General features: G+C 62.4%; 11 protein-coding genes. 8 read left to right on the plus strand and 3 right to left on the minus strand.

Annotated features, from left to right (window positions below; translation table 11 throughout):
• Positions 1–36: 36 nt before the first annotated feature.
• Positions 37–1,440 carry a class II fumarate hydratase gene (gene fumC / locus ACN0X7_RS05780; RefSeq protein WP_417515052.1) on the plus strand — a complete coding sequence of 468 codons (1,404 nt, stop codon included), beginning with the start codon at positions 37–39 and terminating at the stop codon, positions 1,438–1,440.
• A gap of 242 nt (positions 1,441–1,682) precedes the next feature.
• The gene (locus ACN0X7_RS05785; protein WP_417515054.1) at positions 1,683–2,882 is read left to right on the plus strand and encodes a mandelate racemase/muconate lactonizing enzyme family protein; all 1,200 of its coding nucleotides are present in this window, start codon (positions 1,683–1,685) and stop codon (positions 2,880–2,882) included.
• Between the two features lie 15 nt (positions 2,883–2,897).
• On the opposite strand, the gene ACN0X7_RS05790 is transcribed toward ACN0X7_RS05785, so the two are convergent.
• The gene (locus ACN0X7_RS05790) at positions 2,898–3,362 is read right to left on the minus strand and encodes a PAS domain-containing protein (protein WP_417515056.1); all 465 of its coding nucleotides are present in this window, start codon (positions 3,360–3,362) and stop codon (positions 2,898–2,900) included.
• 151 nt (positions 3,363–3,513) lie between these two features.
• On the opposite strand from ACN0X7_RS05790, the gene ACN0X7_RS05795 reads away from it, so the two are divergent.
• From ACN0X7_RS05795 to ACN0X7_RS05805, 3 genes are read left to right on the plus strand one after another with little or no spacing between them, the layout of a single operon-like run.
• The gene (locus tag ACN0X7_RS05795; RefSeq protein WP_417515058.1) at positions 3,514–4,050 is read left to right on the plus strand and encodes a PadR family transcriptional regulator; all 537 of its coding nucleotides are present in this window, start codon (positions 3,514–3,516) and stop codon (positions 4,048–4,050) included.
• 23 nt (positions 4,051–4,073) lie between these two features.
• Positions 4,074–5,231, plus strand: a complete 1,158-nt coding sequence (locus ACN0X7_RS05800) for an efflux RND transporter periplasmic adaptor subunit (RefSeq protein ID WP_417515060.1) — start codon at positions 4,074–4,076, stop codon at positions 5,229–5,231.
• Positions 5,232–5,262: 31 nt separating this feature from the next.
• Entirely contained in the window at positions 5,263–8,442 is a 3,180-nt protein-coding gene (locus ACN0X7_RS05805) for an efflux RND transporter permease subunit (RefSeq protein WP_417515062.1), read from the plus strand.
• 72 nt (positions 8,443–8,514) lie between these two features.
• On the opposite strand, the gene ACN0X7_RS05810 is transcribed toward ACN0X7_RS05805, so the two are convergent.
• Both ACN0X7_RS05810 and ACN0X7_RS05815 read right to left on the minus strand, forming a co-directional pair.
• Positions 8,515–9,333, minus strand: coding sequence for a flagellin (locus ACN0X7_RS05810; RefSeq protein ID WP_417515064.1), 819 nt, complete (start codon positions 9,331–9,333; stop codon positions 8,515–8,517).
• Positions 9,334–9,584: 251 nt separating this feature from the next.
• The gene (locus ACN0X7_RS05815; protein WP_417515066.1) at positions 9,585–10,646 is read right to left on the minus strand and encodes a phosphotransferase; all 1,062 of its coding nucleotides are present in this window, start codon (positions 10,644–10,646) and stop codon (positions 9,585–9,587) included.
• A 114-nt stretch (positions 10,647–10,760) separates the two neighbouring features.
• Between ACN0X7_RS05815 and ACN0X7_RS05820 the strand changes: the two genes are divergently transcribed.
• Genes ACN0X7_RS05820 through ACN0X7_RS05830 form a run of 3 tightly spaced genes read left to right on the plus strand, consistent with a single transcriptional unit; the run spans position 10,761 to position 11,911 of the window.
• Entirely contained in the window at positions 10,761–11,258 is a 498-nt protein-coding gene (locus ACN0X7_RS05820; protein WP_417515068.1) for a GNAT family N-acetyltransferase, read from the plus strand.
• Between the two features lie 48 nt (positions 11,259–11,306).
• Positions 11,307–11,501: a type II toxin-antitoxin system HicA family toxin gene (locus tag ACN0X7_RS05825; RefSeq protein WP_417515070.1), complete on the plus strand. Its 195-nt coding sequence runs from the start codon at positions 11,307–11,309 to the stop codon at positions 11,499–11,501.
• The gene (locus ACN0X7_RS05830; protein ID WP_417515072.1) at positions 11,498–11,911 is read left to right on the plus strand and encodes a type II toxin-antitoxin system HicB family antitoxin; all 414 of its coding nucleotides are present in this window, start codon (positions 11,498–11,500) and stop codon (positions 11,909–11,911) included. Before ACN0X7_RS05825 ends, ACN0X7_RS05830 begins: the two co-directional genes overlap by 4 nt.
• Positions 11,912–12,045: the final 134 nt, after the last annotated feature.

Consider the following 12,045-nt stretch of genomic DNA (forward strand, 5'->3'; position numbering starts at 1 on the left):
TTAAGTCAATCGGGCGCGTGAGAGAGGACATGGAAAATGACCGGTACCAGACGCACGGAATCCGACTCCTTCGGGGATATCGAAGTTCCTTCGGATCGATACTGGGGCGCCCAGACGCAGCGCAGCCTGCAGAATTTCGCGATTGGAGACGAACGGTTTCCCGCGCCGTTCATCCGGGCGCTGGGCCTGGTGAAATGGGCCGCCGCACAGACCAACATGGATTTCGACCTGCTGGAACCCGATGTCGGCAGTGCGATCATCACGGCGGCGCAGGAAGTCGCCGAAAACAGGTGGGACGATCATTTTCCGCTGGTCGTCTGGCAGACGGGGTCGGGCACGCAGACCAACATGAACGCCAACGAGGTGATCGCGAACCGCGCGATCGAGTTGCTGGGCGGGACCATCGGCTCCAAGGATCCGGTGCACCCCAACGACCACGTCAACCGCTCCCAGTCTTCGAACGACACGATCCCGACCGCCATGCACGTCGCGGCCGTCGAGCAGGCGCGGCGCGCCCTGATCCCGGCGCTGGGTGTGCTGCAACAGGCACTGGCGGACAAGGCGAAGGAATTCAGGGAGATCGTGAAGATCGGCCGGACCCATGTCCAGGACGCCACACCGATGACGCTGGGGCAGGAATTTTCGGGCTATGCCGCACAGGTGGAACTAGGCCTGGACCGCGTCCGTGCCGCCCTGCCCCGCCTGTACCCGCTGGCACAGGGCGGCACGGCGGTCGGCACCGGCCTCAACAGTCCGCAGGGCTTTGGCGAGAACTTCTCGGCGCGCATGGCCGAGATCACCTATCTGCCGTTCGACACCGCGCGCAACAAGTTCGAGGCGCTGGCCACCCACGACGCGCTGGTGGAATTCTCCGGCGTGCTGAACACGATTGCCGTCGGTCTGTTCAAGATCGCCCAGGACATCCGCTTCCTCGGCTCCGGACCCCGCTCGGGTCTCGGCGAGTTGCTGCTGCCGCAGAACGAGCCGGGCTCATCGATCATGCCGGGGAAGGTCAACCCGACCCAGTGCGAAGCGCTGACCATGGTCTGCACACAGGTGATGGGCAACCACACCGCCGTCACGGTCGCGGGCTCTCAGGGCAACTTCGAACTGAATGTCTTCAAGCCGGTCATCGCCCACAATGTGCTGCAGTCGATCCGGCTGCTGACGGACGCCGCCCGTTCGTTCACCGACCATTGCGTCGTCGGGATCGAACCCGACCGGGAACGCATCAGCCAGTTGATGGAGCAGTCGCTGATGCTGGTGACTGCCCTGGCACCGCATATCGGCTACGACGCGGCCGCGAAGATCGCGAAACGGGCGCACGAAAGCGGCTCCACGCTGCGGGAAGCCGCAATCGAGAGCGGCAAGGTGACAGAGGAAGAGTTCGAGCGATGGGTGAATCCGATCGCGATGACGCGCGCCGATCCCGTCGACTGAGCGCTCAACCGGTCAACGCCTGAACGCCATCAGATCCCCGTTCGACGAGAAAGGCAGCACCTCGAAACCGGTGCGTCACGGGAGCCCCGCCGGGTGTCGATCAACAGGTCCTGCGCGAAGGCGCATGGCGAGAAGATAGCTTGTCTCCGAGGCCGTCAGCCGACATCGTTGGGGAAGCATGTGCATCGTTCGAACGCGTGGCCGAAATTTGACGTGCACCATCGATTGCGAGGGGGAATGCAATGAGGATCGCACGGATCGAGACGCTCCGGCTGGAGGAATTTCCCAACCTGTTCTGGGTCCGTCTCACCGCAGATGATGGCACCGAAGGCGTCGGCGAAGCCTTCTACGGATCTCGCGCGGCAGTCGCCTACATCCACGAGACCGCAGCCGACATCATTCTCGGACGCGACCCGCGCCGGATCAACGCCATCAACCGCGATATCACACCCTATGTCGGCTATTCGGGATCGGGCGCGGAGACGCGCGGACGATCCGCCATCGACATGGCACTCTACGATCTTGTCGGCCGGGCTACCGGCCAGCCCATGCACGATCTGCTGGGTGGCCTCTCGCGACCGTCGATACGGGTCTACAACACCTGCGCCGGATACCGCTACGTCCGCGAGTCGCCGATGCAGGAGACCGCGAACTGGGGCCTGAAAGGCGACGACGAGGGGCCGTATGAGGACCTTGATGCCTTCCTGAACAATGCCGGCGAACTGGCCGAGAGCCTGGTGGACATGGGTGTCACCGGGATGAAGATCTGGCCCTTCGACTTTGCCGCCGAACGGACGAACGGTTTCGACATTTCACCGGACGAGATGCAGCGCGCCATCGAACCCTTCGCGAAGATCCGGGACGCTGTCGGCGATCGCATCGATATCATGTGCGAATTGCACGGCCTCTGGTCCCCGCCCGTCGCCGCACGCATCGCCGAAGCGCTCAAACCCTACAGTCCGTTCTGGATCGAGGACTCGGTGCGGGCCGACAATTTCGAGGGCCTTGCACGCCTGCGCCATGCCACCAATGCCCAGATCACCGCATCGGAGACGGTCGGCGGCCTGCGTGACTGGACGCGGCTGCTGAACAGCGGACTGGTCGATATCGCGATGCCAGACCTGGGATGGTGCGGCGGCCTGACGGAAGCGTGCAAGATCGCGGCCGTCGCCGAAGCACACGGCATTCCGATGGCACCGCACGACTGCACGGGACCGCTGCAGTTCGCGGCTTCGGTCCAGTTCGTGTTGGCCACGCCGAACGCGCTGATCCAGGAGTTCGTGCGGGCGTTCTATTTCGGCTGGTACAACGAGATCGCCGAAAACCTGCCCGAAGTCGTCAACGGGACTGTGTCGCCCCCTTCCGGACATGGTCTCGGCACCCGGCTGAAGCACGGCGTGTTCGATCGCGCGGATGCGGAGGTGCGGTCCCAGTCGCTCTGAGGCAACTCGGTCACGTCAGTCACGCGCGATGGCCGCCCCAAGCAGCATGTCGACCGAGGTACCGTCGGCGGCGAGCGGCAGCAGAAGACGGCTGTAGGAGTACCTCTGTCCGCTGGGTTCCAGCAGAACGCTGTTCACGGTGAGACATGGGCGCTTCCTGTCGATCACATAGCGGTAGTCTTTCAGAACGTCATCCCAGTCACGGCCGGCATAGGCATTCGAGACCAGTTGACCGGTCATGTCGTAGCCCATCTCCTCGACGATCGCAGTGCCGACGAGCCGATAACGGAACCCGCCTTCACCGTGCACGTCGATCAGGAACACCCAGGGCAGCACCGGCTTGAGCTCCTCCGGCTCAATCATCATGCGCGACGGCAGTGCGTGTCCGTCACACAGCCCGCGCCAGTAGCTCCACAGGGCGACCATGCGGGCATCGCCCAGTTCCGCTTCAGACGGATGATGAAAGACTTCCAGACTCACGACTTTTCGGCTCTGGGTTGCATCACGGGTAGACCATAACCCGCTTTCATTGATATTTCTTTAACACTATGGCAATGCAAGCCTTCGCACTTGCGAGATTATATCAGATCTATATATATCGGTTTGGAATTTTCGATGAGACGAGACGAGTATGGATATCCGCACGCTTTGCCTGGGCATTCTGACCATGTCGGATGCCACGGGCTATGAGATCAAGAAGACCTTCGAACAGGATCTCAGCCATTTCTACGACGCCAGTTTCGGTTCGATCTATCCCGCGCTCACGAAAATGACCGACGAGGGGCTGATGACCTGCACCGAGCAGTCGCAGGAAGGCCGCCCCGACAAGAAAATCTATTCGATCACCGCTGCGGGCCGGATCGCCTTCATGGATGCGCTTTCGGCCAAGCCGCGGAAGGACCGGATACGGTCGGAGTTCCTGGCGATGCTGATGTTCTCCGACCTGCTTTCGCCGGCGCGGGTCGCACAGCTGATCGACGACCGTATGAAGGAACTGGATGACGAGATCGACAACCTGCAGAACTGCAGCGAGTCCGAAACATCCAACGCCCAGAAGTTCATGCGCGGTTTCGGGATCGCGATCTATCGCGCCGAGCAGGAATATCTGACCGAGAACCGCCATCTGCTGGAAGCCGAGGCGCTTCTGGCCCGTGCTGCGGCTCACTGAAGCCGGACCGAAGGAGACACGCCGTGAACCGTTCGATCATCATTGCCATCGTCATTGCCGTTCTGGCGGTGGGCTGGCTCGCGTCAGGTGTCTTCAAGGAAGAAATCGCACAGATCATCGGCGGATCCCAGGGCAACGCTGCCGAAAGCGAGGCCGAGACCGTCAGCACCGTCAGTGAGCCCGCAGCGGAGCCGGCACGCAAACCTTCGTCCGAAGCGACCGAGCATCGCGACACGATGAAGGTGCAGACCGAGGTCTTCCGTGCCCAGCCGCGCTCGGTGGATATCGTGCTGCGCGGCCGGACGGATTCCGTGCGTACGGTCGAACTGATGGCCGAGACCAGCGGGACGGTGGTCGACCTCTACAAGAAGAAGGGCGAGACCGTGAAACGCGGTGACCGGATCGCACGCCTCAGCGTGCAGGACCGCGAGGCGCGCCGCCTGGAAGCCGTCGCCCTGGTGAAGCAGCGGGAGATCGAGCATGAAGGGGCCGTGAAGCTCGCGGCCAAGGGTTTCAAGTCCGAAACCGCGGTTGCCGCGGCCGCCGCGCTGCTCGATGCCGCGCGCGCCGCGCGGAAGCGGGTCGAGGTGGAGATCGCCCAGTTGACCCTGCGCGCACCGTTCGACGGAACCATCGCAAAACGCCATGTTCAGTTGGGTACATTCGTCGGGATCGGCGATCCCGTGGCCACCATCGTCGATCTTGACCCGATCCTGGTCGTCGGCAACGTCTCCGAGCGGGAGATCGGCCAGATCGCCGTCGGCGCCCCGGCCCGCGCGGTCCTGGTCGGCGGCACCGAGGTGACCGGCACGGTCCGCTTCATCGCGCCGACCGCCGAAGCAGCGACACGCACCTTCCGCGTGGAGGTCGAGGTCGACAATCCGGACGGTGCGATCCGCGACGGCATCACCGCAGAGATCATGCTGCGCGCGGGCGAAGCGCCGGCACATCTGCTGTCGCCCGCCATACTGACCCTGAACAGCGCCGGTGAAGTCGGTGTCCGCGTCATCGACCATCGTGGCATCGTCCAGTTCATGCCGGTGAACATTCTGGCGGACGGCTCGGATGGTGTCTGGGTGACCGGCCTGCCCTCAGAAATCGAGGTGATCACGGTCGGCCAGGAGTTCGTGCGCGAAGGCGAACCCGTCGAGGTCGCCCGGGCTCCGGATACAGACCAGTGAGTCGGACCAGCAACAGAAACGGACCGCCATCATGAACGCCCTGATTGATGCTGCCATCAGCCGTGCCAGAACGGTCATTGCAACCCTGCTGCTGATCCTGCTGGCAGGCGCGGCCGCCTATGTGGCGATCCCCAAGGAGTCCGACCCGGATATCAACATTCCGATCATCTATGTGTCGATGACCCACGAGGGCATCAGCCCCGAGGATGCCTCCCGGCTGCTGATCCGGCCCATGGAGCAGGAACTGCAGGGCATCGAGGGGCTGAAGGAGATGCGCTCGATCGCGGCGGACGGGTTCGGCTCGGTCGTTCTTGAATTCGATGCCGGCTTCGATGCCGACGAGGCCCTGGACGACGTGCGCGAGAAGGTTGACCTGGGCAAGACCGAACTGCCGGAAGATACCGACGAACCGCAGGTCAATGAAGTGAACTTCAGCCTGTTCCCGGTGCTTGTCGTGACCCTGTCGGGTGATATCCCCGAACGCGCCCTGTTCAAGCTGTCGCGCGATCTGCAGGACAGGATCGAAGGCCTGCCCAACGTGCTGGGCGTCGATATGGCCGGCGACCGCGACGAGATGCTGGAAATCCAGATCGATCCGTCGAAGCTGGAAAGCTATCAGATCGACCAGCAGCAGCTGATCCAGACCATGACGCTGAACAACCGGGTCGCGGCCGTCGGCGCGCTGGACACCGGCAAGGGCCGCAACCCGATCAAGATCCCCGCCCTGTTCAAGACCGCCAAGGACGTGCTGACGCTGCCGATCAAGACCGACGGCGACGCGGTGGTCACGCTGGCCGACGTCTCGACGATCAGGCGCACATTCAAGGATGTCGAGAACTTCGCCCGCCTGGATGGCAAGCCCGCCGTCGCGCTGGAGGTCAAGAAGCGGCTGGGTGCCAACATCATCGACACGATCGATCAGGTCCGGACCCTGGTGGACGCCACATCGACGCAGTGGCCCGCCGGTGTCGAGGTCTCGTTCAGCCAGGACCGCTCGGAACAGATCCGGACCATGCTGACCGACCTGCAGAACAACGTGATCTCCGCCGTTCTTCTGGTGATGATCGTCGTCGTTGCCGCGCTGGGTCTGCGCTCCGCCCTGCTCGTGGGCGTCGCCATCCCCGGCTCTTTCCTGATCGGGATCCTGTACCTGTACCTGTTCGGGTTCACGATCAACATCGTGGTCCTGTTCGCCCTGATCCTTGCCGTCGGAATGCTGGTCGACGGTGCCATCGTCGTCACCGAGTTCGCCGACCGGAAGATGGCCGAGGGCGAGCACCGCCGAAAGGCCTACGCCCTGGCCGCGAAGCGCATGGCCTGGCCGATCATCGCCTCCACCGCAACGACCCTGGCAGCCTTCATGCCGCTGCTGTTCTGGCCCGGCGTCGTCGGCGAGTTCATGCAGTTCCTGCCCCTGACCCTGATCACGACGCTGTCGGGGTCGCTGCTGATGGCGCTGATTTTCGTGCCGACGCTGGGATCTCTGTTCGGCAAGAGTACGGCTGGCGCGAACAGCGCGGTGGCCGCTGCCGAGACCGGCTCGATCAAGGAAATCCCCGGCCTGACCGGCGTGTACGCCCGCTTCCTTGCCCGGCTGCTCAAGCGTCCGATCCTCTGGCCGTCCGTCGTGGTGCTGATCGCGGTGACGTCGCTGATCGGTGCGAACATGGCGTACGGCACCTTCGGCAAGGGTGTCGAGTTCTTCCCCGATGTCGAGCCGGAACAGGCGCTCGTCTACGTCCACGCGCGCGGCAACCTGTCGGTCGTCGAACAGGACGCACTGGTGAAGCGGGTCGAGAAGCGCATCCTCGCATTCGACGATTTCGAATCCGTCTACACCCGATCAGGAAAACGCAACAATGACGGGTCGGATATCTCGGAAGATGTCATCGGCATCATTCAGCTTGAGCTGAAGGACTGGGAAGACCGCCGTCCGGTGGACGAGATCTTCCCGAACATCCGCGCGGCAACGGCCGATATCGCCGGCATCATCGTGGAACCGCGCAAGCCGGAAGCCGGCCCGCCGACGGGCAAGGCGATTCAGGTTCAGGTGACCTCGGTCTATCGCGAGAAGCTCGAACCCGTCGCTGCCGCAATCCGCGAACATCTGGAAACCGTGGACGGTCTGCAGGATATCGAGGACTCGCGGCCCCTGCCCGGCATCCAGTGGGAATATATCGTCGATCGTGCGCAGGCCGGCCGCTTCGGCACCGATGTCGCCTCCATCGGTGCCATGATCCAGTTCGTGACCAACGGCGTGCTGGTCGATGACTACCTGCCCGACGATGCCGAGGAAGACGTCGATATCCGTGTCCGTTTCCCGCTGGAGTACCGCAACCTCGACCAGCTTGACGATCTGACGATCAACACGCCGAACGGCATGGTGCCGCTCTCGAACTTCGTCACCCGGAAGGCCGAGCCGAAAGTCGGATCGATCGAACGTGTCGACGGCAAGTTCAGGCTGATGGTGAAGGCGAACGTCGCCGAAGGTCTGCTGGTCGATGACAAGGTCCAGGAAATCAAGGGCTGGCTGGATGACCAGACATTCGATCCGAACGTCGAGATCACCTTCCGGGGCGCGGACGAGGAACAGGCCAAGTCGATGGCATTCCTGGTGCAGGCTTTCGTCATCGCGCTGTTCGTCATGGGTATCATTCTGGTCACCCAGTTCAACAGCTTCTACCGGGCGTTCCTGATCCTGACGGCGGTGATCATGTCGACCATCGGCGTCATGCTGGGGCTGCTGATCATGGGACAGCCGTTCGGCGTGGTCATGACGGGAGTCGGCGTGATTTCTCTCGCCGGCATCGTCGTGAACAACAACATCGTGCTGATCGATACCTACGCACATCTGGAAAAACAGGGCATGGACCGCTACGAAGCGATCGTCCGCACCGGCGCGCAGCGTCTGCGTCCCGTTCTGCTGACCACCGTGACGACGATCTGCGGGCTGATGCCGATGGTGTTCCAGGCGAACATCGACTTCTTCAGCCGCACGATCTCGGTCGGCGCGCCGTCGACGCAATGGTGGGTCCAGCTTGCCAGCGCGGTGGCCTTCGGTCTCAGTTTCGCGACCCTCCTGACGCTGATCGTGACGCCGTGCCTTCTGGCGCTCGGCGCGGCGGTCGGCCAGAAGGTCTTCGGTACCGGCGAGAAGCGCAAGAAGGAAAGCTCCGCAACCCCTGAAATGGATCTGGCACCCTCCGAGTAGACGGTCGCTGAATCACAAAAGCCCCCGGATTTCTCCGGGGGCTCAGGTGAACCTTGGACTTGCTGGAAGGCGTTAGCCGAACAGTGACAGGATGGTCTGCGGTGCCTGGTTGGCAATCGACAGGGCCTGCGTACCGAGCTGCTGCTTGATCTGAAGGGCCTGCAATCTGGCGCTTTCCTTGGCCAGATCGGCATCCACCAGGTTGCCCACGCCGGTCGTCAGACTGTCGATCAGCTTGTCGACGAACCCGTTGTGGATTTCCAGTGTCTTGGCACGGGTACCCAGCACTGCGAGCTGCTGATTGGCGGTGTCAATCGCGGCATCGATGCCCGACCGGGCAGCCGCCGCGTTGGTGGCCGTGGCCAGCGACAGCGCGCTGATATCCAGACCCGCCGTACCGGTCGCCATGTTCTGGCTGCTGACGGTGATGGTGTCGCCATCGGGGTTGGAGAGCACGGCCAGCGATGACGAGGAACCGTCCAGAATATTGAAGCCGTTGAATTCCGTATTGGAGACGATCGTCGAAATCTGATCACGCAGAGCGAGGAAATCGTTCTGCAGTGCGTTTCGGCTGGAGGTTTCCAGGCTCTGGTCGAGCGCGGCAACCGCCTTCTCCTTCATCTCGATCAGCAGATCCGAGATCGACTGACCGGCGGCCAGGCCGACATCGACGACGCTGACGGCATTGTCCAGGGCGGTCTTCACCGCCTCGAAGCCCGCGATCTCGCCGCGCATGTTCTGCGCAATGGCATAGACCGCGCCATTGTCCTTGGGACCGGCGACCTTCAGGCCGGTGCTGATGCGTGTCTGGACCTCGGTCAGGTCCCGATTGGTGGCGTTGAGCTGCTGCAAGGCAATCATCGCGCCTGTATTGGTGTTTACCGAAAGCATTTCTTTCTCCTGTTCAGACGGGCTGCCTTCATGAGCCCTGCGGTTCACCCACAAACGCCGCTGGGGCGCAGCCAGAACAACTCAATGGCTGTGCCAGTTTCCCGAAACAGGATTAACTTGTTGAAAATAAAGTATTTTACGAAAAGCCTTCCAGGAAGACCCATCGGGGACCGGCAGCTTTTACCGGCCCGGTGCGCGCCGACGCATGGTTAACAGGTCACTTATTGCCGGGTACGGGGGCCAGTGGCCGGTCAGACCACACCCGCCCTGCGCAACACGTCCATGCCCCATCTGGCGCGCTGGGCGGCAAAGCCCGCGAAGTTCTTCGCCGCGTCCGAACTGGCGTTGCCATCCAGGCCGCGCTTGTAGACGCCCTGCACGATGGCAGCCGACCGGAACATCGTGTAGGCGATGTAGAAGGGCCAGTTCTCGATGGCGCCCTGCCCCGTGATCTCGGCATAGCGCTTCAGGAACTGCTGCTCGTTGGGAATGCCGATGGTGGTGGGGTCGATATCGGCAAATCCGCCTTCCGCCGCATGTCCGTAATATTCCTGTGCGACATAGGCGACGTCGGCCAGCGGATGGCCCAGCGTCGACAGTTCCCAGTCCAGCACGGCCACGATCTTCGGTTCCGTCGGGTGCAGCACGCAGTTCCCGATCCGATAGTCGCCATGCACGATGCTGACCTCTTCGGCGTCCGGCGTGTTGGCCGGCAGCCATTCCATCAGGAAATCCATGTCCGGGATCTCTTCGGTGACCGACGCGACATACTGCTTCGACCAGCGCGATATCTGCCGGGCGTAATAGTTACCGGGCCGTCCGAAATCGCCGAGCCCGACGGCCTCGTGATCGACCATATGCAGATGCGCCAGCACCTCGGTGAAATGGTCGTAGAGTTTCGTGCGCTCGTCATTCGACATCGACGGCACCGCCGGGTCGATCAGCACGCGCCCGTCGACATGCTCCATCACGTAGAACGCCTGTCCGATCACCTCGTCGTCCATGCACAGGCACAGCATCTCGGGCACCGGCACCGGCGTATCAGCCAGCGCCTGCATCACACGGTGTTCGCGATCGACCTGATGCGCGGATTTGAGCAGTTCGCCCGGCGGCTTCTTGCGCATGACGTAGCGTCGGGAAGGCGTATCCAGAAAGAACGTCGGATTGGACATGCCGCCCTGGAACTGGCGGATGGTCAACGGTCCCCTGAAACCGTCCACGTTCGCGGTCAGATAGGCTTCCAGTGCCTTCTCGTCGAAACGATGATGCGGACGCACGTCGCCAATTTCGACGTCGGATACAATTTCGGTCACAGCGCTGATCCCTCCCCGGATGACAGGCCGAGTATAGTCAGCCCCGACAAGCTGACAAACCCTGCCGAACCGACAGGTGTTCCGCAATGCACCTTTCAGACCTATCCTTCATGCATGGAGATCAGGACGGAACAGCCCGGCGAAGCAGCCGCCATTCACCGGCTGACACGAGAGGCTTTCGCGACCATGCCGTTCAGCAACGGCTCGGAAGCGCCGATCATTGATCGACTGAGAGAAGATGGCGATCTTGTCCTGTCGCTGGTCGCGGTGGATGGCGACGCGATTGTCGGACATATCGCCTTTTCGCCCGTGACCGTCGGCGAGAGCGACGCTGGCTGGTACGGGCTCGGCCCCGTCTCCGTGCGCCCCGATCTGCAACGGCGCGGCATCGGCAGTCATCTTGTAACGGAAGGTCTGGACCGGATCCGCAAGATGGGCGCGAAGGGCTGTGTGCTGGTCGGAGACCCGGCCTACTACAGCCGCTTCGGATTCCGCAGCGATGGCGATCTGACGTATGCCGATGTGCCAGCCGAATATGTGCAGTGGATGGCCTTCGGCACGCACCGGGCGCGTGGCGCGCTGAAATACGCGCCAGCGTTCGAGAGTGCCTGATCGACGCCAACTTGAAAGACGGTGAAGTGTGTATTATTATGCTTACCAGTGCCGCATTTCGAAAAAGACAGCCGGAAGATCAGATCGCTTCTTATCAAAGACGGGTTTGAGTTGGTCGGCAGTCGCGGATCCCATCAGAAGTTTCGGAAGGACGGCAGAACCGTTGTCCTTCCGCACCCGAAGAAGGATCTTCCGCACGGCACCGTTCGAAGCATCTATCGTCAGGCGGGGTGGATCAAATGACCAGGCGCGCGAGACTTTATATTGGCGTTGTACACCATGATGGAGACGCCTACGGGGTGCATTTCCCCGACCTGCCCGGTTGCTTCTCAGCTGCCGACGAACAGGAAAACCTGATCGCCGAGTGTCATGAGGCGATTGCGCTGCGTCTGGAAGACACGGACGAATGGCCTGAATCCCGAGCCTTGAAAGAACTTCGCAGCGATCCTGACGTGGCGCGTGATCTGTCAGAAGGCGCGTTCCTGATCGCCGTGCCGTTTGCGGGTCACGAAGGCCGCACGCGTCGCCTCAACATCAGCATGGACGCGGCACTGGTGGATGCGATGGACATGCTGGCCGAACAGCGAAACCTCACCCGTTCGGCGCTGCTCGCCGATCTGGCCCGAAAGGAACTCTCCGGCCAGACCGGCTGAAAAGGTTCGCCCCGTTCCGTCTTTGGCTGAGTCGCCGATTCCCGCACTGTCACCCCCGGTTTGTCCGGGGGACCTTCCTGAATGGCGGCGTTCGCTGGGACCTCCGTTGCCCTCGCACGGCGGCGGGGATGACG

It is taken from the genome of Minwuia sp. (assembly GCF_048263705.1).
Lineage (GTDB): Bacteria > Pseudomonadota > Alphaproteobacteria > Minwuiales > Minwuiaceae > Minwuia.